The organism is Pseudomonas putida NBRC 14164 (assembly GCF_000412675.1).
In the GTDB taxonomy this organism is placed as follows: domain Bacteria; phylum Pseudomonadota; class Gammaproteobacteria; order Pseudomonadales; family Pseudomonadaceae; genus Aquipseudomonas; species Aquipseudomonas putida.
Genome location: NC_021505.1, coordinates 4812488 through 4835347 on the forward strand (window position 1 = coordinate 4812488; position 22860 = coordinate 4835347).

Below are 22860 nucleotides of genomic sequence, written 5' to 3' on the forward strand. Positions count from 1 at the left end.
TGGCGGCCCGACGGCAATAATTTTGTCAGTTGAGCTGTTCGACGCGGATACGCACGACCTTGCCGATCACGTCCTGCAGGGCTTCCAGGGCGACGATGGCGTCGTTGATGCTCTGTTCGACCACACCATGGGTCAGGAGGATCATCGGCACCAGGCCGTCCTGCTCCTCGGCTTCCTTCTGCATGATCGACTCGATGTTGATGCCACGCTCCGACAGGATGCTGGCCACCTGGGCCAGTACGCCCGGGTGATCCTTGGCCTGGATGCGCAGGTAGTAGGCGCTTTCGCAGGCTTCGATCGGCAGAATCGGGTGCGCCGACAGCGAGTCTGGCTGGAAGGCCAGGTGCGGTACGCGGTTTTCCGGGTCGGAGGTCATGGCACGGACCACGTCGACCAGGTCGCCCACCACCGACGAAGCAGTAGGCTCCATGCCGGCGCCCGCACCGTAGTACAGGGTGGAACCGGCGGCGTCACCGTTGACCATGACAGCGTTCATCACGCCGTTGACGTTGGCGATCAGGCGGTCGGCCGGTATCAGCGTCGGGTGCACGCGCAGCTCGATGCCTTCGGCGGTGCGACGCGCCACGCCCAGGTGCTTGATGCGGTAGCCCAGGGCCTCGGCATAGTTCACGTCAGCAGTGGTCAGCTGGGTAATGCCTTCGGTGTAGGCCTTGTCGAACTGCAGCGGAATGCCAAAAGCGATCGACGCCAGGATGGTCAGCTTGTGCGCGGCGTCGATGCCCTCGACGTCGAAGGTCGGGTCGGCTTCGGCGTAACCCAGCGCCTGGGCTTCGGCCAGCACGTCCGGGAAGGCACGGCCCTTCTCACGCATTTCGGTGAGGATGAAGTTGCCGGTGCCGTTGATGATGCCGGCCAGCCAGTTGATGCGGTTGGCCGACAGGCCTTCGCGGATGGCCTTGATCACCGGGATGCCGCCCGCCACGGCCGCTTCGAAGGCGACGATCACGCCCTTCTCGCGGGCCTTGGCAAAGATTTCGTTACCGTGCACGGCAATCAGCGCCTTGTTGGCGGTGACCACGTGCTTGCCGTTTTCGATGGCCTTGAGCACCAGGTCGCGGGCGATGGTGTAGCCACCGATCAGCTCGATGACAATGTCGATCTCCGGGTTGCTCGCAACTTCGAACACGTCAGCGGTAATGGGGGTACCGGTAATCTGGCAGTTCGGGTTCTGCGAGCGCATGGCGATCTGTGCCACTTCAATACCGCGCCCGGCACGGCGGGCAATCTCCTCGGCGTTGCGCTGAAGTACATTGAAGGTTCCGCCACCGACGGTCCCCAACCCACAGATGCCTACTTTGACCGGTTTCACTGTGAACTCCCCATTGAACGGCCGACACCTTCGCCGACCGTGAAACATGCCGTCACCCCATGACGACGGCGTACTGAATTGGATTACTTGGCAAGTGCCAGCTTGGCGACTTGCGGTGCCGGCTGGTAGCCCGGAATGACCTGGCCGCTTTCAAGGACGATGGCCGGCGTGCCATTTACGCCGATCGACTGCCCCAACTGGAACTGCTTGCCGACCGGGTTGGCGCACTTGGCGGCCTTGATCTCTTCACCTTCGACCATCTTGTCCATCGCCCCACGGCGATCGCTGGAGCACCACACAGCCTGCAACTGCTGGTCACCCGGCGAGCCCAGCCCCTGGCGCGGGAAGGCGACATAGCGCACTTCGATACCGCGACGGTTCAGCTCGGGCACTTCGGCGTGCAGCTTGTGGCAATACGGGCAGGTGGTGTCGGTGAACACGGTGATGTGCGACTTGGTCTCGCCCTTGGCAGGATAAACCACCATCTCGGCCGCTGGAATGCCGTTGATGAGCTTGGCGACGCCCATACGCTCGGTTTTCTCGGTGAGGTTGACCGGCTTGCCGTCCTGGATCTGGAACAGGTAGCCCTGCATCACGAACTGGCCGTCGGCGCTGGCGTACAGCACGCGGCCGCCCTGCAGCTTGACTTCATACAGGCCGTTCAGCGGGCTGCTGGCCACGCTTTCGACGGGCACTTCCAGCTCGAGGTTTTGCAGCGATTTGCGGATGGCCTGCTCGGCGACGGCGTTGCTATCGGTTGCCGCGGCAACAGCGAAGGTACTGGCCAGCGCCAACGCGGCGGCGGCGAAAAACTGGGTCACGCGCATGGGAACTCCTGAAGGCGGACAGGGACCGGAGGGCGCCACCTGCGGAAAAGACGCGGTGGCTGTGCGGCCCTTGGTGCAAACCGCCCAAGCCTACCACATCACACCACCGGTGAAGGGCCTTGCAAGGACCAGTCGGCGGAACATGAAAAACATTCATCCACGCGGGTGGTGCTGCGCGTGCAACTGCTGCAGGCGGGCCTTGGCGACGTGGGTGTAGATCTGGGTGGTCGAAAGGTCGCTGTGACCAAGCAGCATCTGCACCACGCGCAGGTCGGCGCCATGGTTGAGCAGGTGGGTGGCGAACGCGTGGCGCAGCGTGTGCGGCGACAGCGATTTGTCGATACCTGCCACCCGGGCATGGTGCTTGATGCGGTGCCAGAAAGTCTGGCGGGTCATCTGCTCGCCGCGCTGGCTGGGGAACAGCACATCGCTGGGGCGGCCATTGAGCAACTCGGCACGGCCATTGCGCTGGTAGCGCTCCAGCCACACCACTGCCTCCTCGCCCATGGGCACCAGGCGCTCCTTGCTGCCCTTGCCCATCACCCGCAGCACACCCTGGCGCAGGTTGACCTGGTCGAGGGTCAGGCTGACCAGCTCGGTGACGCGCAGGCCGCACGCATAGAGCACTTCGAGCATGGCGCGGTCGCGCTGGCCGATGGCTTCGCCCAGGTCCGGGGCCTGCAGCAAGGCTTCAACGTCGGCTTCGGACAACGACTTGGGCAGCGGCTTGCCTAGTTGCGGCATGTCGACCTGCAGGGTCGGGTCTACCGCCACCAGCTTTTCCCGCAGCAGATAGCGGAAGAAACCGCGCAGGCCGGACAGGAAGCGCGCCGTGGAGCGTGGCTTGTAGCCCTGATCGAGGCGCCAGGCCAGGTGGTCGAGGATCAGGTCACGGCCGGCGTCGGGCAGGGAAACCGAATGTTCCTGCAACCAGCCGTTGAACAGCGCCAGATCGCTGCGGTAGGACACGCGGGTGTTGTCGGACAGGCCTTTTTCAAGCCACAGGGCGTCGAGAAACTGGTCGATCAGGGGGTGGTCGAGGGCGGGCATGAAGACTCGGTGGCAAACGGCGAATTGGCGCTTAGTCTTTCATAACACTGCAGGCATAGGGAGCCCGTATGAACGAACAGCAGATTCTTCTCAGCGTCGGTGGTATCGGTGCCGCTGCGCTTGCCTGCCAATGGCTGGCCTGGCGCCTGAAACTACCGGCGATTCTATTTCTGCTGCTGGCCGGGATCATCGCAGGGCCGGCACTGGGCTGGCTCGACCCCGAGGCGCTGTTCGGCCCATTGCTGATGCCGCTGGTGTCGCTGGCCGTGGCGCTGATCCTGTTCGAAGGCAGCCTGACCCTGCACCTGTCGCAGTGGCGCGAGATCGGCAGCGTGGTGCATCGCCTTGTCACCGTCGGCGCATTGGTCACCTGGCTGGTGATCGCCCTGGCGACCCACTGGTTGCTCGGGTTCGACTGGCCGCTGTCTATCCTGTTCGGCACCTTGACCCTGGTGACCGGCCCCACGGTAATCGTGCCCATGCTGCGTGTAGTGCGGCCAAAGTCGACCATCGCCAATATCCTGCGCTGGGAAGGGATCATGATCGACCCGATCGGCGCGCTGCTCGCCGTGGTGGTGTACAGCTTCATCATCGCCAGCGCCGACGGCAACGGCCTGAGCCAGAGCCTGACCACCTTTGCCGGGGTGATTTTTTGCGGCAGTGCCCTGGGCGCGGCCGGTGGGTGGCTACTGGGGCAGATCATGCGCGAGCAGTGGCTACCAGAGTATCTGCACAATTTGGCCTCGCTGGCGGCTGTGCTGGGTATTTTCATCGCCGCCAACCAGATAATGCACGAGTCCGGGTTGCTGGCGGTGACCGTGATGGGGATGTGGCTGGCCAACATGCGCGGGGTCGATGTGCGGCAAATCCTGCACTTCAAGGAAAACCTCAGCGTGCTGCTGATTTCCGGTCTGTTCATCCTGCTGGCTGCGCGCCTTAACCTGCATGCCCTGCTGGGGCTCGGCCCGGCAGTATTGGCATTGCTGCTGGTGATCCAGTTGCTGGCACGCCCGCTCAACGTATGGCTGGCCACACTGGGCTCGTCACTCAGCTGGCGGGAGCGCACGCTGCTGGCGTGGATCGCGCCACGCGGTATCGTTGCTGCAGCCGTTTCGGCGATTTTCGCCATCCGCCTGCACCAGGCTGGCCACGAGGACGCCTTGCTGCTGGTACCGCTCACCTTCGCCGTGATCATCGGCACGGTGGTACTGCAAAGCGCCACGGCCAGGCCGCTGGCGCGCCTGCTGAAGGTCGCCGAACCGGCACCCAGCGGGTTTCTCATCGTCGGTGCCAACGGGCCGGCCCGGGCCATCGCCAAAGCCCTGCAACAATTGGGCTGCCGGGTTTTACTGACGGATTCCAGCTGGGAAAACATTCGCGCCGCGCGCATGGACGGGCTACCGACTTATTTTGGCAACCCCGCCTCGCAGCATGCCGACGCCCACCTGGACCTGGTCGGGCTCGGGCACTTGCTTGGCCTCTCCCCCGCCGGCGAAATCAATGCCCTGGCCTGCGCCAGGTTCCGCCATGATTTCGGCCACGGCCGGCTGTTCGTGCTGGCAAGCGGCCTGGAGAAACAACGCAGCGACAAGCATCGGGCGGCCGAGGAGCACCGCGGGCACTTGCTGGGGGCCAGCTCGATGACGTATCTGCAACTGGCCAACCGCTTGCACCAGGGCGCCGAGCTGTACAGCACCAACCTGACCGAAGGCTTTGATTGGGACGCCTACCAGGCCCTGCACGGCGAGCGTGCACACTTGCTATTTGCTCGCGACGGGCATGGCTGGGTGCATGTAGCCAGCCCCGACAACCCGTTGCAGCCGCAACCGGGGTGGACCTTGGTGGCACTGATCGAACCAGCGCCGCAAGCATGATACTCAGGCGCCTGGCAGCACCGGCACCGGGCGCTTGTCTTCATCAATGGCGACGAAACTGAAGACACCGTGAATCGCCCGCTCGCGGCCGTCCAGGTACATGTTCTCGACAAACACGTCCACCTGCACCTGCAGGCTGGTATTGCCGACCTTGATTACCGAGCCCACCAATTCGACGATCGAGCCCGCCGGGATCGGGTGCTTGAAGTCGATGCGGTCAGTGGACACGGTCACCAGCGGCAGGCGACAGAAGCGCGTGGCGGCAATGAACGACACTTCGTCCATCCAGGCCAGGGCGGTGCCGCCGAACAGGGTGTTGTGGTGGTTGGTGGTGTTGGGGAACACCGCCTTGGTCACGCGGGTCACCGACAACTCGGTGCGGCGCTGGATTTCCTGGTCTCGGGTAGTCATGGCAATCACATCTTCGGGGTTCAAAACGCAAAAAAGCAGCCCGAAGGCTGCTTTTTTCTCGCTAGGCGGCCTTGGCCACCGGGCAAACTGTCCTCAGGACAGTTTTTCCTTGATGCGAGCGGCTTTGCCGGACAGGTCGCGCAGGTAGTACAGCTTGGCTTTACGCACGTCACCACGACGTTTCACGGCCAGGCTGTCGATTTGCGGGCTGTAGGTCTGGAAGGTACGCTCAACACCAACGCCGCTCGAGATCTTGCGCACGGTGAAGGCGCTGTTCAGACCACGGTTACGCTTGGCGATAACAACGCCTTCGAACGCCTGCAGACGGGAACGCTCACCTTCCTTCACTTTAACCTGAACGACAACGGTGTCGCCTGGTGCGAAGGTCGGGATTTCCTTGCTCATCTGCTCTGCTTCGAGCTGCTGGATGATTTTGTTAGTCATGCTGTGCTCCTAAGGTGGACAAACGTGATCCACCATCGATACGTTAACTATCGTTCCGCTCGCGGAGGTATTCCTCGAGCAGCTTTTTCTCTTCTCCAGAAAGTGAGCGACTTTCCAGAAGATCGGCGCGTCGTTCGAAGGTCCTACCAAGGGACTGCTTCATCCGCCATCGCCGGATATGTGCATGGTTGCCACTTAGCAACACGTCGGGAACACGCTGATCCGCATACACCTCAGGTCGGGTGTAGTGCGGGCAATCCAGCAAGCCATCGGTGAAGGAATCTTCCTCCGCCGAGCCTACATGCCCTAAAGCTCCGGGCAGCAGCCGCGTAACCGCATCGATCAGTACCATGGCCGGTAGCTCACCACCGGAAAGCACATAGTCGCCAATCGACCACTCTTCATCGACATAAGCATCAATAAAACGCTCGTCAATGCCTTCATAACGGCCGGCGATCAGGATCAAAGATTCCTGTTCGGCCAAGCCTTTGACCGCTTGCTGATCCAGCTTGCGGCCTTGTGGCGAAAGGTAGATTACCTTTGCCGATGCTCCGGTCGCTTGCCTGGCACTGGCCAGCGCATCTTCCAGAGGCTTGATCTTCATCACCATCCCCGGACCACCGCCAAAAGGCCGATCATCCACCGTGTGGTGGCGATCACTGGTGTAGTCCCGCGGATTCCAGCAAGTGACTTGCAACAAGCCCTGCTTCACCGCGCGGCTGGTAATGCCGTACTCCGTAATGGCCGAGAACATCTCGGGGAACAACGTGATGACTTCTACGCGAAGGTTACCCATCAGTTAGAAATCCGCGTCCCATTCGACCCGCATCACACCGGCTTCAAGGTCGACTGCCAGCACACATTGCGCCGTATAGGGCAACAAGCGCTCACGGTCATCCAGGCTGCCTGCGCAAGGCTTGACCACCATTACATCGTTCGCGCCGGTCTCCAACAGGTGATCAACCGTGCCGAACAGCTGTTCGTCCTGGTTGATGACTTTCAGACCGACCAACTGGTACCAGTAGTACTCGTCGTCCGTCAGGTTGGGCAAAAGGCTGCGCGAGATGCAAATCTCGTAACCGCTCAGAAGACGCGCTTCGTCACGATCGTCGAGCCCTTTGAGCTTGGCGACCAGCTCCTTTTTATTGGAACGGCCACTGACCAGCTCAACCTGCTTGACCGACCCTTCGCGCCGAAGCGTCCAGTTACGGTAATCCAACAGGTTTTCAATCGGATCGGTAAAGGAATACACCTTCACCTCGCCGCGAACGCCGTGAACCGAAAAAATCTTGCCAACGACGATGAGGTCGTCAGCCTTTTCTGGCGTCGCGTTCATACGGTTCAGGCAGCAGCCTTGGCCGCTTCCTTCAGCAGCTGAGCAACACGCTCAGACGGCTGTGCGCCGATGCTCAGCCAGTGAGCAACGCGGTCTTGTTTAACGGACAGACGAACTTCCTGACCACGAGCGATCGGGTTGAAGAAGCCAACCTGTTCGATGTGGGAGCCGTCACGCGGGTTACGCGAGTCGGTTACGGTCAGTTGGTAAAACGGGCGCTTTTTGGAGCCGCCACGGGCAAGACGAATGGTAAGCATTGAACATCGTTCCTGTAGTCGGTGCTGCAAATCATGATGCACAGCGGGCACACGGGTGCCCGAAAGGCCGCACATTCTCAAGGAATATACGGACATTTGCAAATGCCTTTTTACTTCAAATAAAACGGCCAGCCTGCTGATCTGCTATTAAGCCGCCTCATCATAGGGGCGGCGGTGTTCCCGCCGAAGCGGGTTCCGGTCAGTGGCGGAGTTGCCGCCACTGGCCTGAATCTGTTTACAGCTTGGGCATGCCGCCGCCGGGCATCATGCCGCCAAGGCCGCGCATCATCTTGGCCATGCCGCCTTTGGCAGAAAATTTCTTCATCATCTTCTGCATTTGCTTGTGCTGCTTGATCAGCCGGCCGATGTCCTGCACCTGGGTGCCGGAGCCAAGGGCGATACGGCGCTTGCGCGAACCGCTGATTAGGTCAGGGTCGCGGCGCTCCGCCGGGGTCATGGAGTTGATGATCGCTTCCATCTGCTTGAACTGCTTCTCGGCCGCGCCCTGGGCATTGCCCATCTGCGACAGGTTGACCCCGCCGATGCTCGGCAGCTTGTCCATCAGGCCGCCCAGGCCGCCCATGTTCTTCATCTGTTGCAGCTGGTCGCGGAAGTCTTCGAGGTCGAAGCCCTTGCCCTTCTTCAGCTTCTTGGCCAGCTTGTCGGCCTTGGCCTTGTCGATGGTCTGCTCGGCCTGCTCGATCAGGCTGAGCACGTCGCCCATGCCGAGGATGCGCGAAGCGACACGGTCGGGGTGGAACGGCTCGAGGGCCTCGGTCTTCTCACCCATACCGATGAACTTGATAGGCTTGCCGGTGATGGCACGTACCGACAGTGCAGCACCGCCACGGGCGTCACCGTCAACCTTGGTGAGCACCACGCCGGTCAGCGGCAGGGCCTCGCCAAAGGCCTTGGCAGTGTTGGCGGCGTCCTGGCCGGTCATGGCGTCGACCACGAACAGGGTCTCGATCGGCTTGACCGCAGCGTGCAGCGCCTTGATCTCGTCCATCATGTCGGCGTCGATGTGCAGACGGCCGGCGGTGTCGACGATCACCACATCGATGAACTTCAGCTTGGCTTCGCGGATGGCCGCTTCGGCAATGGCCACCGGCTTCTGGCTGATGTCAGACGGGAAGAAGGTGACGCCGATGTCGTTGGCCAGGGTTTCCAGCTGCTTGATCGCCGCCGGGCGGTAGACGTCGGCGGATACCACCATCACGGTCTTTTTCTTGCGCTCTTTAAGGAAGCGCGCCAGCTTGCCGGCGGTGGTGGTCTTACCCGCACCCTGCAGGCCGGCCATCAGTACCACGGCAGGCGGTGCGGCATTGAGCGCGAGGTCTTCGTTGGCCGCGCCCATCAGGCTTTCCAGCTCGGCCTGGACGATCTTCACGAACGCCTGGCCCGGGGTCAGGCTGCGCGACACTTCGGTGCCGACCGCACGTTCCTTGACGCTATTGACGAAATCCTTGACCACCGGCAGGGCAACGTCGGCCTCGAGCAGGGCCATGCGCACTTCGCGCAGCGTGTCCTTGATGTTGTCTTCGGTCAGCTTGGCCTTGCCGGTGACATGGCGCAGCGTCTGTGACAGGCGGTCGGTCAGGTTTTCGAACATGGTGATCCTTTCAGGCCCAGTAAAAGCCGAGGTTTGTCAGGCACCCTGGGGGAAATACACACCCGCCGGGCACAGCAAGGCGGCGATTATAGCGAAGTGCGGCGGCGGCGCACACCTTGGGAGATATTCGGTGGCTGCACTGCCCCCTTCGCGGGCACGCCCGCTCCCACAGGATCTTCACTACACTGGAGGCTTGCACGGTACCTGTGGGAGCGGGTTCACCCGCGAATGCCGTTACGCGGTCTGCCAGTCTTCCTAGAGCGGCGGAATCTATGCCAAACTCCGTCTCTTTAAGGCTCGCCAACCAGGACTTATGGTCTCCTCTCCCAGCCTCATCCCCAACCTGATCGCTGCCGGCCTATATATAGCGGCGGCCATCTACCAGGGCTCGCACCTGGCCCAGGGCCGCAAGTCCGACAAGCGCCTGCTCGCCCTGCTGGGTACCTTCGCGGTGCTCGCCCAGGCTGGTGCGCTGTACTTCCAGCTGATCACCCCGCTGGGCCTGAGCCTGGACTTCTTCAGCGCCGCCAGCCTGATCGCCGTGGCCGTCATCGGCCTGACCCTGCTGGCCTGCCTGCGCATACCGGTCGAAAACCTGCTGGTGCTGCTGTTCCCGCTGGGCGCGGTGACGGCGCTGCTGGCGCAGTTCGCGCCGCCTGGCACCGTGCCGCTGATCAACGAAGAGCCGGGCATCCTCGCGCATATCCTGCTGTCGATCCTGGCGTACGGGCTGTTCACCATCGCGGTGTTCCAGTCGCTGCTGCTGCTGCTGCAAGACCGCCAGCTGAAGAACAAGCACCCCTCCGGGCTGATTCGCAACTTCCCGCCCCTGCAAACCATGGAAAGCCTGCTGTTCGGCTTCCTCTGGGCCGGCTGGTGCCTGCTGTCGCTGTCGCTGATCTCCGGCTGGCTGTTCCTCGACAACCTGTTTGCCCAGCACCTGGTCCACAAGACCTTGCTGGCCTGTGTCGCCTGGGTGGTGTTCAGCGTACTGTTGTGGGGCCGCACCCGCCTGGGCTGGCGTGGTCACAAGGCCATCCGCTGGACGCTGGCCGGTTTCTGCCTGCTGATGCTGGCCTATTTCGGCAGCAAGCTGGTTCGCGAATTCATCCTGCATATCTGACGGCCGCTCATGGACACACTGCCGTACGCACCGCTACTCGGCACCCTCGCACTGGCGCTGCTGTGGTCGGCGCTGTTCACCACGGTGGATGCCGCCCGCCTGCTGCTCAATGGCTCGCTGCGCACCTTTGATGACGGCCAGCCCTTGCTCCCGGCCCAGGCACTGGTGCTGTGCGCCAGTTTGGGCAAGCTGCTGGTGCTGGGCCTCGCCTGCCTGATAGGCCAGCGCCATAGCGGCGAGCACGGCTTCTGGCTGGCAGGGCTGGCCGCCACCCTCACCTTGCTGGTGTTTGCCGAGTACGTGCCGCGGCGCCTGGCCCGGCGTAACCCGCAGGCCTGCGTCAGCCTCGGTAGCAGCCTGCTTAAAGTGCCCCTCGCCCTCCTGCAGCCGCTGGCCTGCCTGCTGGACGGTTTCGCCAAGCTGCTCCTGCGCCCGTTCCGCGTGCAACCTACGGCCGTGGCCCTGCACCCTCAGGAAGCCGACGACTTTGACGAAGACGAGGAGCACGAAACACCCCGCCACGGCCTGCTCGACGGCCTGCAGTCGCTGGACAAGGTCACCGTCAACGACATCCTGGTACCGCGCAACGAAGTGGACGGCATCAACCTCGACGAGCCGATCGGGCGCATCATCGAGCAGTTGATCATCAGCCGCCACACCCGTCTGCCGGTCTACCACAACGACATCAACCAGGTTGAAGCAATCCTCAACACCAAGCTGATCAGCCACCTGCTGCCCAAGGCCGACCTGACCCTGGAGGCGCTGCACAGCGCCTGCTACGAACCCTATTTCGTACCAGAAAGCACGCCCCTGCAAATGCAGCTGCTGAACTTCCACAAGCAGCAGCGCCGGCTGGGTGTGGTAGTGGACGAGTACGGCGAGGTGCAGGGCATCGTCACCCTGGAAGACATCCTCGAAGAGATCGTTGGCGAGTTCGAGGACGAACAGAGCCTGGAAAACCCCCACGTACACCCGCAACCCGATGGCACCTTCGTCATCGACGGCAACGCTTCGCTGCGCGAAATCAACCGCACCCTGGGCTGGCACCTGCCCTGCGACGGCGGGCCGAAAACCCTCAACGGGCTGGTTACCGAAGCACTGGAAAGCATCCCGGAAAGTGCCGTTTGCCTGAAGATCGGCCGCTATCGCCTGGAAATCCTCGAAACAGAGGACAATTGTGCCAGTAAGGTACTGGTGTGGACCGTGACCCGATAGCTATACTCGGGTCACGCTTACCCAGCCCCGCCGTCACGCCTGCTACCCGCACCCGGCGTTCCACGGCCAGTCCGCTCCACTGACACGCCCCGCGGTCCTGCTTCAACACCCCGAACAGTGCCCGCCCCGCCCCTATCCCCCTTGGGCTATCGTCAGTCGAGCGCACACAACAACAAACGCTCCGGCGTCCGCGCAACCGTGCCTGCCCTTTCGCTCAGCACACCGCGCGGGCCCCGCCCATGGAGCCGGACCAGACTGTTAGGGACCTACTTAATGACAAGCAGCACCTACGCCGAAGCGCCTGCCGCGCCGGTCAACTCGCCCGCGCGGGTAGCCACTGCCAGCTTCATCGGCACCGCCATCGAGTTCTACGACTTCTACGTGTACGCCACTGCTGCTGCCCTGGTGATCGGCCCGGTATTCTTCCCATCCGGGTCGGGCACCGCGCAAATGCTGGCTGCCTTCCTCACCTTCGGCATCGCCTTCCTCGCTCGCCCGCTGGGTTCGGCGTTGTTCGGCCACTTTGGCGACCGTATCGGCCGCAAATCGACCCTGGTTGCCTCGCTGCTGCTGATGGGTGTCTCCACCACCGCCATCGGCGTATTGCCGGGCTATGACAGCATTGGCGTGTGGGCGCCGATCATCCTGTGCCTGCTGCGCTTTGGCCAAGGCCTGGGCCTGGGCGGTGAATGGGGTGGCGCGGCGCTGCTGGCCACCGAGAACGCCCCCGAAGGCAAGCGCGCCTGGTTCGGCATGTTCCCCCAGTTGGGCCCTTCGATCGGCTTTTTGGCCGCCAACGGCCTTTTCCTGACCCTGGCCCTGACGCTCAGCGACGAGCAGTTCCGTGAATGGGGCTGGCGTATTCCGTTCCTGCTCAGTGCGGCGCTGGTGCTGGTGGGCCTGTATGTGCGCCTGAAACTTGAAGAAAGCCCAGTCTTCGCCAAGGCTGTCGCCCGCCACGAGCGGGTGAAAATGCCAGTGGTCGAGCTGTTTTCCAGCTACTGGCTGCCCACCCTGCTGGGCGCGGCGGCGATGGTGGTGTGCTACGCGCTGTTCTATATCTCCACGGTGTTCTCGCTGAGCTACGGCGTGACCACGTTGGGCTACAGCCGCGAGACGTTCCTGGGCCTGCTGTGCTTCGCGGTGGTGTTCATGGCCCTGGCCACGCCGCTGTCGGCCTGGCTCAGCGACCGTTACGGGCGCAAGCCGGTGCTGATCGTCGGCGGCCTGCTGGCCGTAGCTTCGGGCTTTGCCATGGAGCCACTGCTGACTTCGGGATCGACGACGGGTGTGGCGCTGTTCCTGGCCATCGAGCTGTTCCTGATGGGTGTGACCTTTGCGCCGATGGGGGCACTGCTGCCCGAGCTGTTCCCGACTCACGTGCGTTATACCGGGGCTTCGGCGGCGTATAACCTGGGCGGGATTGTCGGGGCCTCGGCGGCACCGTTCTTTGCCCAGAAGCTGGTCAGCATGGGCGGGTTGAGCTGGGTGGGGGGCTATGTGTCGGCTGCGGCGGTGATCAGCCTGATTGCGGTGCTGTGCCTGAAAGAGACCCGTAATACCGAGCTGTAAGCAATGGGGGCCGCAACGCGGCCCCCTGCGGTTTCGAATCAGAACTCGACCTTTACCGCCTGCGAAGCGCGGGTCGCCTTGGCCCGCGCCAACTCGACCGACTCATCACGCGCCAGGCACACGCCCATGCGGCGGGTGCCGTTGATTTCCGGCTTGCCGAACAGGCGAATGGCGGTATCCGGTTCGCTCAGCGCTGCGCCCAGGTTGGCGAAGCTGGTCTGCTGCGACTGCCCTTCTGGCAGGATCACCGCCGAGGCCGACGGGCCAAACTGGCGCACCACCGGAATCGGCAGGCCGAGAATCGCACGGGCATGCAGGGCGAACTGCGACAGGTCCTGGGAAATCAGGGTGACCAGGCCGGTGTCATGCGGGCGCGGCGACACTTCGCTGAACCACACCTGGTCGCCCTTCACGAACAGTTCCACGCCGAACAGGCCACGACCGCCAAGGGCATCGGTAACAGCCTTGGCCACGCGCTGCGACTCGGCAAGCGCTTTCGGGCTCATGGCCTGCGGCTGCCACGACTCCTGATAGTCGCCCTTTTCCTGACGGTGGCCAACCGGCTCCAGGAAGGTGGTACCGCCGACGTGGCGCACGGTCAGCAGGGTGATTTCGTATTCAAAGTCGATAAAGCCCTCGACGATTACTCGGCCCTTGCCGGCGCGGCCGCCTTCCTGGGCGTAGTCCCACGACTTCTGCAGGTCGGCGTCGCTGCGCAGCAGGCTCTGGCCTTTGCCCGACGAACTCATCACCGGCTTGACCACGCATGGGTAACCGACATCGGCCACGGCCTTGGCGTAGTCTTCATAGGTGTCGGCGAAGTGATACGGCGAGGTCGGCAGGTCCAGCTCTTCGGCGGCCAGACGGCGAATGCCTTCACGGTTCATGGTCAGCTGCGTGGCGCGGGCGGTCGGCACCACGTTGAACCCTTCGTTTTCCAGCTCGACCAGGGTGGCGGTGGCGATGGCTTCGATTTCCGGGACGATATAATGCGGCTTCTCGGCCTCGATCACCGCGCGCAGGGCAACGCCATCGAGCATGTTGACCACGTGGCTGCGGTGCGCCACTTGCATGGCCGGGGCATTGGCGTAGCGGTCGACGGCGATCACTTCGACGCCCAGGCGCTGCAGCTCGATCACCACTTCCTTGCCCAACTCGCCACAGCCGCACAGCAGTACACGGGTCGCGGTGGGCGACAAGGGGGTTCCGATACGGGTCATTTCAGGTCCTCGAAGGCGTCCGGGGCCGCGCCAGGCTGAGCGCCGCCCGCTGAAAAAGGACCGCTATTCTACACCATCAACCGGCGACGGCAGCCCGTCGGGCGCGAAATGCCATGGCCAGCCACACGGCAGTGACACCGGCGAACTTCGACGCCATGGCGGTGCCGATCACTGCCGGGGTCAGGGCGCCGATCATGCCGAAAAAGATGAAGGTATCCACCGGGATACTCAGCGCCGAGCTCAGCCACAGGCGGTCGCGCAGCGGCCGGCGGGTGATGCTGAACACCAGCCAGTCGATCAGCTCGGAAATGAAGAACGCGGTGGCGCTGGCCAGGGCGATGGCCGGTTCCGAGGTGACATAGGACAGCACCAGGGCGACCAGCATGGCAACCAGGGCGCCATGGCCGAAGCGGGTCTGCACCATGTCGCGCAGGATGAACACCAGGCCGCCCCAGGCAGACCAGATGATGTCCAGGTGCGGGGCGCTGGAAAAGGCGTAGTTGATCAGCACTACGCTGCTGATGTAGGCAATCAGATAGAACATGGCGGGTAGTCTGTGGGCAAGCCGTACAGATTACCGCTGGTGCCTTCGACAGGCAACGCCGTCCCTACAGGATGAGGCCGGCCTCTACTGCCCGTTCATGGCACAGCTTCAGCACCGCCCGCCGCTCATCGTTGTCCATCCGCCCCCAGCGGCCAATCTCCGCCACGGTGCGCTGGCAGCCGGTGCAGATATCCTGCTCGTCCAGCGCACAAATGCTTACGCACGGCGAGGCCACCGGCCGCTCTACCACATTACTCATCATCAACCACCAGCTCCTGGGCATAACGCTGGGCATTGTGCACGTAATGCGCGGCACTGGCTTCAAGCATGCGCTTCTGCTGCTCGGTCAGTTCACGTACGACCTTGCCGGGCGAGCCGACCACCAGCGAACCGTCGGGGATTTCCTTGCCCTCGGCGATCAGTGCATTGGCGCCGATGATGCAGTGCTTGCCAATGCGCGCGCCGTTGAGGATCACGGCATTGATACCGACCAGGCTGTAGTCGCCCACCGTGCAGCCATGCAGCATGGCGTTGTGACCAACGGTGACGCCCTTGCCCAGGGTCAGCGGCGAGCCCATGTCGGTGTGCATCACCGTGCCATCCTGCACGTTGCTGCCTTCGCCGATATCGATCAGCTCGTTATCCCCGCGCAGCACCGCGCCAAACCACACACTGGCATTGGCCTGCAGGCGCACGTTGCCGATCAGCGTGGCGTTGGGTGCGGCCCAACTGGTGGGGTGGCTTTCGACCCGCAGGTCGCCCAGGCGGTATTTCATGCATGCTCCTCAGGCTGGAACGCAGACGGCGGGGTAGGCCCCGCTCAGTTTTCGATGTAACGCTCAGGGGGCTGGTGCAGGCTGATGCCAGCATCGAACAGCACGTTGACCAGCTCGACGATCATGATCGCCGACAACCCCCAGATCTTGTATTCGCCATAGCGGTAGCTGGGCACGTACCAGCTGCGCCCCTGATAATCGATACGGTGGGTATGATCACGCGGGTCCTGGCGGAAGAATTCCAGCGGCACGGTGAATACTGCCGCGATTTCGGCATCATTGGCGCGGTATTCGACGAAGTCGGGAATAAGCCCGACGAATGGCGTCACTTTAAGGCCATGCAGCGAAATCAGCGGGCTCAGCGGGCCTATCACTTCCACCAGCCCGGGGGGCAGGCCGATTTCTTCTTCGGCTTCACGCAGGGCGGTAAACACCAGGTCCGGGTCTTCCGGGTCGCGTCGGCCACCGGGAAAGGCCACTTCGCCACCATGGGTGGACAGCCCCTTGGCGCGCAGGGTCAGGACCAGTTCGGGCGCTTCGCTGCGGGTAATGGGCAAAAGGACCGCCGCTTCGGGGAACCGCCGGTCGGTTTCCAGTGATGCGGGTTGGTGATTGCTCATTCGGCGAAGTAGCTCGTCCAGCATTGCGCACGCTCGTATCCAAGGCCTGCCTTGCATGATGCACCAAAGCCGCGAAGCACCCAAGCCCCCGCGCTTGCGGCGGCCCTGCCGGCGCGCCAAGATAGCCTTGAACAAAAGGGAACCCCACATGAAATTCTGCAGCGCGTGCGGCCAGCCGGTCACTCAGCGGATTCCCGAGGGCGATAGCCGCCTGCGGTATGTCTGCGAGTCTTGCCAGACCATCCATTACCAGAACCCCAACATCGTCGCCGGCGTGCTACCGACCTGGGGCAGCCAGGTGCTGCTGTGCCGGCGTGCCATCGAACCACGCCGCGGCTTCTGGACCCTGCCCGCCGGCTTCATGGAGAACGGCGAAACCCTCGACCAGGCCGCCCGTCGCGAAACCGTCGAGGAAGCCTGCGCCCGGGTCGGGCCGATGAGCCTGTACCAGCTGTTCGATTTGCCGCACATCGACCAGGTGCATGTGTTCTTCCGCGCCGAGCTGGCAGACCTGGCGTTTGATGTGGGTGTCGAAAGCCTGGAAGTGCGGTTGTTCGAGCAACATGAGATACCGTGGGGCGAGCTGGCTTTCCGCACCGTCACACGCACACTAGAATGCTACTATCGCGACCGCATCGGGCAGCACTACCCCATAGGCCATGAGTACCTGCCGCCGATGAACGTCTCGACCTCGACCTCTACTTAGAAGAAGCCTTCAGGGATACCGTTACATGCGCTGGTTGCTTGCCCTTTTCTGCCTTTGCGTTACCTCGGTGTCCCAGGCGGCTTTCACCGAGACCATCATTCGCAAGCCCGTGCCGGCAGCGCAAACGCCATCGCCTTCACAGCAGGCGATGCAACCGCTGATCGACAAGGTGCTGGTGATCAAGTCCGAGCGTCGCCTGCAGCTGATCAGCCGCGGCGAGCCGCTGAAAACCTACCGTATTTCCCTGGGCAAGCAACCAAAGGGCGCCAAGGAACGCGAAGGCGACAAGAAAACCCCTGAAGGCCTGTACTGGCTGGACTGGCGCAAGCAGAGCGACCGCTTCAACCTGGCCATGCACATCAACTATCCGAACGTGAGCGATGCCGCCCGCGCCACCCGCGAAGGGGTGAGTGCCGGCAGCATGATCATGATTCACGGCACGCCGATCAACGACGAGTACCCAGAGTGGTATTTCCACACCCTGGACTGGACCGATGGCTGCATTGCCATGCGTAACCGTGACATGCAGGAAGTGTGGGAGCTGGTGCGCGATGGCACGCTGATCGAAATCCGGCCCTGAAGAGAAGCCGGAGTGATGGTGAAAGACAGTTGCTCCCACAGCTTACCACCGCAGGTCGCGTTGCCCTGCCAACGCCTGCGGCCCCAGCCACTGCGCACCTCGTAACAAGGGCACCAACGCCGCCTCCGGTTGCAGCTCGAACACCACCTGGGCCCGCCGCCCTTGCAGGTCAGCATCCACGAACAGCTCATGTTGCCCCTGTTGCGCCAGTTGCCCCCGCAGGCGCCAGCCACTGCGGCAGTCCATTTCCAGCCAGCCCTGCCCCAGGCCCAGTGACCACGGTTCGCTGAGCGCCAGGTCGCTCACCGTTACACGGCCCTCGCTGCCCAGGCATTGGCGCCCTGCCCCCTGCATGCGGACTGCGCCCTGCCACAGCCCGGCCAGGCGGTAATCCGTGGCCATCGTCGCCTGGGCGCCCATCGCCGTTGCCTCCAGCCGCCAGCGCCACGGCCAGCCTTCGGCGCGCAATTGCCAGGCCTGCCCCTGAAACCCCAAATGTGCAGTTGCCTGCAAGCGCCAAGGCTGCACCGACCAGCGCAGAGGCCCCACCGGCCCCAACTGTTGCGCCTGGCCCTGCCACAGGCTGCCACTGGCATCCCGCAGCGGCACACCTGCCCCGCGAGCCACCCAGGCGGCGGGTAACTCAACGAGCAGGGTCAGGCCGAAAACCAGCAGCACCCACGCCATACCTTTACGGCTCATGGCTGCACCACCAGGTCGAAGCGCAACGCCTTGCCATCCTGTTCCAGCCCCCATTGCAGCGGCGTTACGCCCTCTTCATGCAGGGACTGCAACCAGCCTTGCAGCACCCGTTCATCGGCCACCTGGCCACGCAGTTGCCAGGCTTTGCCTTGCACATCGACCTCGGCCAGTACGACCCGTCGCGCCTCGGCCGACTGCTTCAGGCGCTCCAGGCTCAAGCCCGGGCCGCCATGCAGGCTTGCGGCTTGTTCTGCCAGCCCCCGCCACTGGCTGACCTCGCGCCATTGCGCCAAGCCCTCGCGCAGGGCCAGAACAGCCAGCAGCAACGCAATCAGCAACCAGGCGAACTTCAGCCGATGACGCTGCATCCAGTCCTGGTTCATGCGGCGGCTCCCAAGTCGAAGACCACTTCGCCACCTTGTACCTGTACGGCAGCACCGGCAGCGTTGGCCATGTCTTGCCAGGGTGGCGTGGCGCCGTCGCCCTCTAGCCGCAGGTGCCAGCGCTGGCCATCGAAGCGCACCGCCTGCAGGCGCCAGCCGGGGTGATCGCGCAGCCAGGCCTGCAAGGCTGCCTGCAGGTCTTCGAGCTGGCGGGTGCGTATCTGCTGCTGAAGCTCGCTTTCCCGCAGGCGTTTTAGGGCCTGCGCGGCGTGCCGTGGGCTGGCCTGCTCACCCGTCACGGCAAACACCTGGGCGCGCCAGAGTTGTGCCTGACGCCACTGCTGGTTCAACCACAGCCCACCCCAGACTGCCGCCAGTACCAGGCAGGCGGCCAACAGGCGTTGCTGCGGGCGTGAAGCGATGGGCAACGAAGGTACCTTGCGAGCGCGCTCGAACAGGCCGGGCATCGCGTCGAGCGGTGCCAGGGTGCTTGGCCAGTCGCCACTCAGTGGCACGCTTTGCATGTGTGCCCAGGGTTGCTGCGGCGCTTCACCCAGTGCTTGCGGCCATGCCAGCCAATGCTCCTGCTCGTCCTCGGCCAGCCCTTTGTACAAGGACATGCCGGGCGTTCGCTGCCAATGCCAGGCACTGCCTGCCTCAGGCCTGGGCAGCAACTGCAACTCCGCCCAGCAACGTTCTACCTGCAAGCCCCATACGCCACACTGTGCGCGCCAGTCGTCCAGTTGCTGACGCGCCACCACCAGCAAGCGAAGGTGGCCGGGCTGACGGGCCAGGCAGGCGCAGGTCACCTCGTCCGGCGGTTGCAGCAAGCGGTCTTCGAGCAACAACGGCCACTCCTCACGCTTGAGCCCGGGTGGGGCAGGCACGTGGAAGACGCTACAGGCCTCGGCAGGCAGAACAAGGGCAACCCGGGCTTGCAGGTTTGCCGGTGGCTCACCCTGCCCCTGGCGTTGCACGATGCCGCCCTCGGCCAGCGCCCAGTGCCAGACAACACCCGGGCGCAGCAACAACCACGGTTGAGCAGGTGCGCCCCGTCGCCATTCAAATTTCATGAACGCCCCCACGGGAGGGCGAAGGTGCAGACATAGGGTGCTCCATCACGCTGCAGTTCCAGACGCACGCCACGGCCGGGGTGCGCAGGTTGGTCAGAAGGCCAGGCCAGCCACTGGCCGCCCTGGTAATAAAGGACGTTCATGGCGCCAACCCGGTCGAGCCGCTCGCGCTGGACCCAGCGGGGCGTGGCGGCGGCGTACAGGTCGACCGAGCTTTCCAGCAGCAGGCGCTGCTCACGGGCCTCGAAGCGCAGCCGCTGGCGTTGCAGCCGCGAGCCACCTTCGGCTTCCGGCAGGCCGGTGGTGGCGACCCACTGTAATTGGTTGCTTGCCGGTTGCCAGTCCAGCCAGCGGCTGGCCAGGGGCAGGCGCTGGTCGTAGACGCGGCGCAGCACCGGGCTGTCGAAACGCCGCTCAAGGGCCAGGCAGAAATCCAGCACCGAGGTTTCCTGGGTGGTCACTTGCAGGCGTTCGCGCACTTTCATCCAGCCATTGACCAACGCAGCGAGCATGATGCCGAGCAGGACAGTCAGGGCCAGGGCCACCATAAGTTCAATCAGGGTAAGGCCTGCCTGACGGTGCCTTACAGGCCGAACCCGGTACTGGCCGCTGTATGGGCAACCTGTGGGAGCGGGCGTGCCCGCGAACACCGGCATAGCCGGTGCCATACACTGCGTCGCCTGATTCGCGGGCACGCCCGCTCCCACAGAGGTCGTGCAAGCCATCAGTGGTGTGAGCCAGATCATGGGCGTTCCAGAAACACGGTGTACTGGCCCAGCGGCAGGCGCTGGTCGCGGTCGGCGTACAATTGCAGTTCGCCACGGCGCAGGTCGCGCACGCCGGTGCGGCGCAATTGCAGTTGCCAATGACACGGCTGGCCACCCTGGCTCAGTTCACCCTTCACCTGATTGGCAGAAGGCCAGAATTGCTCGACGGCGAAACGTGTTTGCAGTTCACGGGCACACAACAGGCCAATGCGGTGTTGTTGCAGGTTGTCCTGCACGGCCAGGCGCTGACGCAGCACCTGGCTGGTGATCACCGCCAGCACGGCGGCAATCGCCAAGGCCACAGTGACCTCCAGCAAGGTGAAGCCACGCTGACGTTGCTTCATGGCGCGACCGCCACCTGCAAGCGCCCATCGCGGCCCCACGCCCATTGCTGGCTGCCATCGGCCCAGCGCCAGCGCACGCTGCCCGGCTGTGCCCAGCCGTGCGGGGTGAACAGCAAGTGGGGCTGCGGGCTGGCGGGCCAGTCCGGGTGCAGGCCCTTGGGCCAGTCGCCAAGCCCGGCCGCCTCGACCACCCAGGCATTCCCCTCACGCCGCACGAACTCCGGGCGCTGCCCATTCCAGCGCAGCCCACGCAGCTGCCCCGCATGCCGGGCCAGCGCCGCCTGGGCCCGGGTTTCGCTGGCCAGGCGTTGCAGGGCCTGATCGACAGGCGCCTGGCCGCTGCCGAGCCCTGCCACTGCCAGCCCCGTCATCAGGCCGGCGATGGCCAGCACCACCAGCAACTCGATCAGGCTGAAGCCCCGCTGACGGCTCACCCTTACAGCGCCCAGTTACCCAGGTCGGCATCCTGGCCTTCACCGCCCGGCTGGCCATCGGCACCCAGCGAATACACATCCACCCGGCCATGCTCACCGGGCATGCGGTACTGGTACGGGGTGCCCCATGGGTCTTCCGGCAGGCGGCGCACATAGCCGTCACTGCGCCAGGCCCGCGGCAGCGGTTCCTGGCTCGGCTTTTTCACCAGCGCGGCCAGGCCCTGTTCAGTGCTGGGAAAGCGCAGGTTGTCCAGGCGGTACATGTCCAGCGCCTGCTCCAGGGTGGCCAGGTCGGCCATCACCTTCTGCTTCATGGCCTTGTCCTGGTTGCCCAGCACGCTGGGCGCGACCACGGCGATCAGCAGGCCGATGATGAAGATCACCACCATGATTTCCATGAGGGTGAAACCGCGCTGGCGGTTACGTTGATGCTGCATGGCAGTACTCCTTGTATTCACAGTTGCAGGCCCTGGTTGAGTTGCATGATCGGCAGCAGCACCGCCAGCACGATGAACAGCACCACAGCGCCCATCACCAGGATCATCAGGGGTTCGAACAGCGCCATGGCGGTATCCACCTGGCGGGCAAAGCCACGCTCCTGGTCGTCGGCCACGCGCTCAAGCATGTCGGCCAGGGTGCCGCTGGCCTCGCCGCTGCCGACCATGTTCACCAGCAGCGGTGGGAATTGCTGGCTGGCATCCAGCGCACGGTGCAGGCTGGTGCCGCCCTGCACTTGCTGGCGGACCTGCTCCATGGCCAGGCGGATGCGCCGGTTGCCGACCGTTTCGGTAGCTACTTGCAAGGCTTCGAGCAGGGCTACGCCACTGCCGCTGAGAATCGCCAGGCTGCGTGCCAGGCGTGCGCTTTCCAGCACCTGCAACAGGCTGCCGATACGAGGCAGGCACAGCAGCATCTGGTCGCGGCGCAGGCACCAGTGCGGCTTGCGCAACAGCAAGGTGCCGAGCACGCCCATCAATAGCGCCAGGCCCAGCAACCAGGGCCCGGCCTGCACCAGCCCCTCGCTCAGGCCGATCAGCAACGCGGTGATCAGCGGCAGGCTTTGCCCCGCGTGGGCAAACTGTTCGGTGAGCTTGGGCACGACAAAAGTCATCAGGCCTACGACCACGGCAAGCGATACGCCCATCAGTACGGTGGGATAGATCAGCGCAGTACGCGCCTTGTGCTGTTGCCGTTGCACCTGTTCAAGGTGATCGGCCAGCCGGGTCAGCACCTGTGCCAGGCGCCCGGAGCGTTCGCCGGCCTCGACCAGCGCGCAGTACAAGCCAGTGAATGGCGCCCCCTGGCGCGCCAGGCTGCGGGCCAGGCCCAGGCCTTCGGCAAGGGAGCCACGCAGGGCCACCATCACACTGTGCAGGGCAGGTTGACGCAACTGACGCTCAAGGGTGCCCAAGGCATCGACCAAGGGGATGCCGGCACCGGTCAATGTGGCCAGCTGACGGGTCAGTTCACACAGCTGGGCACGGCTCAAACGCTGGCGCCGGGGTTGCCGATTACTGCTGTCCTGGCGCTGCAACTGGCGGGCAAAAAGCCCCTGATCGCGCAGCAACTGACGCGCATGGCGTTCACTGTCAGCCTGCACGCTGGCCTTGCGGGTCTTGCCGGCGAGGTCGACGGCCAAGTAGCGATAGGTCGGCATGGT

General features: G+C 63.9%; 28 protein-coding genes. 6 read left to right on the top strand and 22 right to left on the bottom strand.

Annotated elements, in window-relative coordinates; translation table 11 throughout:
* Positions 1-25: 25 nt before the first annotated feature.
* The 3 genes from PP4_RS21360 to xerD all read right to left on the bottom strand — a co-directional run bounded on the left by PP4_RS21360 (position 26) and on the right by xerD (position 3207).
* A complete protein-coding gene (locus tag PP4_RS21360; RefSeq protein WP_016501225.1) occupies positions 26-1330 on the bottom strand; it encodes a homoserine dehydrogenase in 1305 nt (434 codons plus the stop codon).
* 83 nt (positions 1331-1413) lie between these two features.
* On the bottom strand, positions 1414-2157 hold the full coding sequence (locus tag PP4_RS21365) for a thioredoxin fold domain-containing protein (RefSeq protein WP_016501226.1): 744 nt from the start codon (positions 2155-2157) through the stop codon (positions 1414-1416).
* A gap of 153 nt (positions 2158-2310) precedes the next feature.
* Positions 2311-3207 carry a site-specific tyrosine recombinase XerD gene (gene xerD, locus PP4_RS21370; RefSeq protein WP_016501227.1) on the bottom strand — a complete coding sequence of 299 codons (897 nt, stop codon included), beginning with the start codon at positions 3205-3207 and terminating at the stop codon, positions 2311-2313.
* 68 nt (positions 3208-3275) lie between these two features.
* On the opposite strand from xerD, the gene PP4_RS21375 reads away from it, so the two are divergent.
* Positions 3276-5081: a cation:proton antiporter gene (locus PP4_RS21375; protein ID WP_016501228.1), complete on the top strand. Its 1806-nt coding sequence runs from the start codon at positions 3276-3278 to the stop codon at positions 5079-5081.
* Positions 5082-5084: 3 nt separating this feature from the next.
* Here PP4_RS21375 and PP4_RS21380 read toward each other — a convergent pair whose 3' ends face one another.
* From PP4_RS21380 to ffh, 6 genes are all read right to left on the bottom strand, one after another.
* Complete coding sequence (locus PP4_RS21380) at positions 5085-5492, bottom strand: acyl-CoA thioesterase (RefSeq protein ID WP_016501229.1); 408 nt, start codon at positions 5490-5492, stop codon at positions 5085-5087.
* A 93-nt stretch (positions 5493-5585) separates the two neighbouring features.
* On the bottom strand, positions 5586-5936 hold the full coding sequence (gene rplS, locus PP4_RS21385; RefSeq protein ID WP_003252148.1) for a 50S ribosomal protein L19: 351 nt from the start codon (positions 5934-5936) through the stop codon (positions 5586-5588).
* 43 nt (positions 5937-5979) lie between these two features.
* Positions 5980-6732, bottom strand: coding sequence for a tRNA (guanosine(37)-N1)-methyltransferase TrmD (trmD, locus tag PP4_RS21390; protein ID WP_016501230.1), 753 nt, complete (start codon positions 6730-6732; stop codon positions 5980-5982).
* Positions 6733-6735: 3 nt separating this feature from the next.
* Complete coding sequence (rimM, locus tag PP4_RS21395; RefSeq protein WP_016501231.1) at positions 6736-7272, bottom strand: ribosome maturation factor RimM; 537 nt, start codon at positions 7270-7272, stop codon at positions 6736-6738.
* Positions 7273-7277: 5 nt separating this feature from the next.
* Entirely contained in the window at positions 7278-7529 is a 252-nt protein-coding gene (gene rpsP / locus PP4_RS21400) for a 30S ribosomal protein S16 (protein WP_016501232.1), read from the bottom strand.
* Positions 7530-7764: 235 nt separating this feature from the next.
* Positions 7765-9141 (bottom strand): signal recognition particle protein, encoded by a 1377-nt coding sequence (gene ffh / locus PP4_RS21405; protein WP_016501233.1) that lies wholly within the window; start codon positions 9139-9141, stop codon positions 7765-7767.
* Positions 9142-9454: 313 nt separating this feature from the next.
* On the opposite strand from ffh, the gene PP4_RS21410 reads away from it, so the two are divergent.
* From PP4_RS21410 to PP4_RS21420, 3 genes are all read left to right on the top strand, one after another.
* Complete coding sequence (locus tag PP4_RS21410; protein ID WP_016501234.1) at positions 9455-10264, top strand: cytochrome C assembly family protein; 810 nt, start codon at positions 9455-9457, stop codon at positions 10262-10264.
* Positions 10265-10273: 9 nt separating this feature from the next.
* On the top strand, positions 10274-11479 hold the full coding sequence (locus PP4_RS21415) for a transporter associated domain-containing protein (protein ID WP_016501235.1): 1206 nt from the start codon (positions 10274-10276) through the stop codon (positions 11477-11479).
* Between the two features lie 273 nt (positions 11480-11752).
* Positions 11753-13051: an MFS transporter gene (locus PP4_RS21420; protein ID WP_016501236.1), complete on the top strand. Its 1299-nt coding sequence runs from the start codon at positions 11753-11755 to the stop codon at positions 13049-13051.
* Between the two features lie 38 nt (positions 13052-13089).
* Here PP4_RS21420 and purT read toward each other — a convergent pair whose 3' ends face one another.
* The 5 genes from purT to PP4_RS21445 all read right to left on the bottom strand — a co-directional run bounded on the left by purT (position 13090) and on the right by PP4_RS21445 (position 16235).
* Complete coding sequence (purT, locus tag PP4_RS21425; protein ID WP_016501237.1) at positions 13090-14271, bottom strand: formate-dependent phosphoribosylglycinamide formyltransferase; 1182 nt, start codon at positions 14269-14271, stop codon at positions 13090-13092.
* 76 nt (positions 14272-14347) lie between these two features.
* Positions 14348-14815, bottom strand: coding sequence for a VUT family protein (locus PP4_RS21430; protein ID WP_010952556.1), 468 nt, complete (start codon positions 14813-14815; stop codon positions 14348-14350).
* Positions 14816-14879: 64 nt separating this feature from the next.
* Positions 14880-15077 (bottom strand): DUF1289 domain-containing protein, encoded by a 198-nt coding sequence (locus PP4_RS21435; protein ID WP_016501238.1) that lies wholly within the window; start codon positions 15075-15077, stop codon positions 14880-14882.
* A complete protein-coding gene (locus PP4_RS21440) occupies positions 15067-15591 on the bottom strand; it encodes a gamma carbonic anhydrase family protein (protein ID WP_016501239.1) in 525 nt (174 codons plus the stop codon). Before PP4_RS21440 ends, PP4_RS21435 begins: the two co-directional genes overlap by 11 nt.
* A 44-nt stretch (positions 15592-15635) precedes the next feature.
* The gene (locus PP4_RS21445) at positions 15636-16235 is read right to left on the bottom strand and encodes a CoA pyrophosphatase (RefSeq protein WP_016501240.1); all 600 of its coding nucleotides are present in this window, start codon (positions 16233-16235) and stop codon (positions 15636-15638) included.
* A 124-nt stretch (positions 16236-16359) separates the two neighbouring features.
* Between PP4_RS21445 and PP4_RS21450 the strand changes: the two genes are divergently transcribed.
* Positions 16360-16917 (top strand): NUDIX hydrolase, encoded by a 558-nt coding sequence (locus tag PP4_RS21450; RefSeq protein WP_016501241.1) that lies wholly within the window; start codon positions 16360-16362, stop codon positions 16915-16917.
* A 25-nt stretch (positions 16918-16942) separates the two neighbouring features.
* Complete coding sequence (locus PP4_RS21455) at positions 16943-17497, top strand: L,D-transpeptidase family protein (protein ID WP_016501242.1); 555 nt, start codon at positions 16943-16945, stop codon at positions 17495-17497.
* A 42-nt stretch (positions 17498-17539) separates the two neighbouring features.
* On the opposite strand, the gene gspN is transcribed toward PP4_RS21455, so the two are convergent.
* The 8 genes from gspN to gspF all read right to left on the bottom strand — a co-directional run bounded on the left by gspN (position 17540) and on the right by gspF (position 22857).
* The gene (gene gspN, locus PP4_RS21460; RefSeq protein ID WP_016501243.1) at positions 17540-18199 is read right to left on the bottom strand and encodes a type II secretion system protein N; all 660 of its coding nucleotides are present in this window, start codon (positions 18197-18199) and stop codon (positions 17540-17542) included.
* Positions 18196-18582, bottom strand: coding sequence for a type II secretion system protein GspM (gspM, locus tag PP4_RS21465; RefSeq protein WP_016501244.1), 387 nt, complete (start codon positions 18580-18582; stop codon positions 18196-18198). Before gspM ends, gspN begins: the two co-directional genes overlap by 4 nt.
* Positions 18579-19655, bottom strand: a complete 1077-nt coding sequence (gene gspL, locus PP4_RS21470; protein ID WP_041168118.1) for a type II secretion system protein GspL — start codon at positions 19653-19655, stop codon at positions 18579-18581. Before gspL ends, gspM begins: the two co-directional genes overlap by 4 nt.
* Entirely contained in the window at positions 19652-20323 is a 672-nt protein-coding gene (locus tag PP4_RS21475) for a prepilin-type N-terminal cleavage/methylation domain-containing protein (protein ID WP_080642812.1), read from the bottom strand. Before PP4_RS21475 ends, gspL begins: the two co-directional genes overlap by 4 nt.
* Positions 20324-20397: 74 nt before the next feature.
* Positions 20398-20766, bottom strand: coding sequence for a type II secretion system protein GspI (locus PP4_RS21480; RefSeq protein WP_016501247.1), 369 nt, complete (start codon positions 20764-20766; stop codon positions 20398-20400).
* The gene (gene gspH, locus PP4_RS21485) at positions 20763-21200 is read right to left on the bottom strand and encodes a type II secretion system minor pseudopilin GspH (RefSeq protein WP_016501248.1); all 438 of its coding nucleotides are present in this window, start codon (positions 21198-21200) and stop codon (positions 20763-20765) included. The genes PP4_RS21480 and gspH overlap by 4 nt, the downstream gene beginning before the upstream one ends.
* A 2-nt stretch (positions 21201-21202) precedes the next feature.
* Positions 21203-21637, bottom strand: a complete 435-nt coding sequence (gspG, locus tag PP4_RS21490; RefSeq protein WP_016501249.1) for a type II secretion system major pseudopilin GspG — start codon at positions 21635-21637, stop codon at positions 21203-21205.
* A gap of 17 nt (positions 21638-21654) precedes the next feature.
* On the bottom strand, positions 21655-22857 hold the full coding sequence (gspF, locus tag PP4_RS21495) for a type II secretion system inner membrane protein GspF (RefSeq protein ID WP_016501250.1): 1203 nt from the start codon (positions 22855-22857) through the stop codon (positions 21655-21657).
* Between the last annotated feature and the right edge of the window lie 3 nt (positions 22858-22860).

Bases quoted from the DNA above. Each gene is read 5' to 3' on its own strand.
- PP4_RS21365 (WP_016501226.1), bottom strand. From the start codon at position 2,157: ATGCGCGTGACCCAGTTTTTCGCCGCCGCCGCGTTGGCGCTGGCCAGT.
- xerD (WP_016501227.1), bottom strand. From the start codon at position 3,207: ATGCCCGCCCTCGACCACCCCCTGATCGACCAGTTTCTCGACGCCCTG.
- PP4_RS21375 (WP_016501228.1), top strand. From the start codon at position 3,276: ATGAACGAACAGCAGATTCTTCTCAGCGTCGGTGGTATCGGTGCCGCT.
- PP4_RS21380 (WP_016501229.1), bottom strand. From the start codon at position 5,492: ATGACTACCCGAGACCAGGAAATCCAGCGCCGCACCGAGTTGTCGGTG.
- rplS (WP_003252148.1), bottom strand. From the start codon at position 5,936: ATGACTAACAAAATCATCCAGCAGCTCGAAGCAGAGCAGATGAGCAAG.
- trmD (WP_016501230.1), bottom strand. From the start codon at position 6,732: ATGGGTAACCTTCGCGTAGAAGTCATCACGTTGTTCCCCGAGATGTTC.
- rimM (WP_016501231.1), bottom strand. From the start codon at position 7,272: ATGAACGCGACGCCAGAAAAGGCTGACGACCTCATCGTCGTTGGCAAG.
- rpsP (WP_016501232.1), bottom strand. From the start codon at position 7,529: ATGCTTACCATTCGTCTTGCCCGTGGCGGCTCCAAAAAGCGCCCGTTT.
- ffh (WP_016501233.1), bottom strand. From the start codon at position 9,141: ATGTTCGAAAACCTGACCGACCGCCTGTCACAGACGCTGCGCCATGTC.
- PP4_RS21410 (WP_016501234.1), top strand. From the start codon at position 9,455: ATGGTCTCCTCTCCCAGCCTCATCCCCAACCTGATCGCTGCCGGCCTA.
- PP4_RS21415 (WP_016501235.1), top strand. From the start codon at position 10,274: ATGGACACACTGCCGTACGCACCGCTACTCGGCACCCTCGCACTGGCG.
- PP4_RS21420 (WP_016501236.1), top strand. From the start codon at position 11,753: ATGACAAGCAGCACCTACGCCGAAGCGCCTGCCGCGCCGGTCAACTCG.
- purT (WP_016501237.1), bottom strand. From the start codon at position 14,271: ATGACCCGTATCGGAACCCCCTTGTCGCCCACCGCGACCCGTGTACTG.
- PP4_RS21430 (WP_010952556.1), bottom strand. From the start codon at position 14,815: ATGTTCTATCTGATTGCCTACATCAGCAGCGTAGTGCTGATCAACTAC.
- PP4_RS21435 (WP_016501238.1), bottom strand. From the start codon at position 15,077: ATGATGAGTAATGTGGTAGAGCGGCCGGTGGCCTCGCCGTGCGTAAGC.
- PP4_RS21440 (WP_016501239.1), bottom strand. From the start codon at position 15,591: ATGAAATACCGCCTGGGCGACCTGCGGGTCGAAAGCCACCCCACCAGT.
- PP4_RS21445 (WP_016501240.1), bottom strand. From the start codon at position 16,235: ATGCTGGACGAGCTACTTCGCCGAATGAGCAATCACCAACCCGCATCA.
- PP4_RS21450 (WP_016501241.1), top strand. From the start codon at position 16,360: ATGAAATTCTGCAGCGCGTGCGGCCAGCCGGTCACTCAGCGGATTCCC.
- PP4_RS21455 (WP_016501242.1), top strand. From the start codon at position 16,943: ATGCGCTGGTTGCTTGCCCTTTTCTGCCTTTGCGTTACCTCGGTGTCC.
- gspN (WP_016501243.1), bottom strand. From the start codon at position 18,199: ATGAGCCGTAAAGGTATGGCGTGGGTGCTGCTGGTTTTCGGCCTGACC.
- gspM (WP_016501244.1), bottom strand. From the start codon at position 18,582: ATGAACCAGGACTGGATGCAGCGTCATCGGCTGAAGTTCGCCTGGTTG.
- gspL (WP_041168118.1), bottom strand. From the start codon at position 19,655: ATGAAATTTGAATGGCGACGGGGCGCACCTGCTCAACCGTGGTTGTTG.
- PP4_RS21475 (WP_080642812.1), bottom strand. From the start codon at position 20,323: ATGGCACCGGCTATGCCGGTGTTCGCGGGCACGCCCGCTCCCACAGGT.
- PP4_RS21480 (WP_016501247.1), bottom strand. From the start codon at position 20,766: ATGAAGCAACGTCAGCGTGGCTTCACCTTGCTGGAGGTCACTGTGGCC.
- gspG (WP_016501249.1), bottom strand. From the start codon at position 21,637: ATGCAGCATCAACGTAACCGCCAGCGCGGTTTCACCCTCATGGAAATC.
- gspF (WP_016501250.1), bottom strand. From the start codon at position 22,857: ATGCCGACCTATCGCTACTTGGCCGTCGACCTCGCCGGCAAGACCCGC.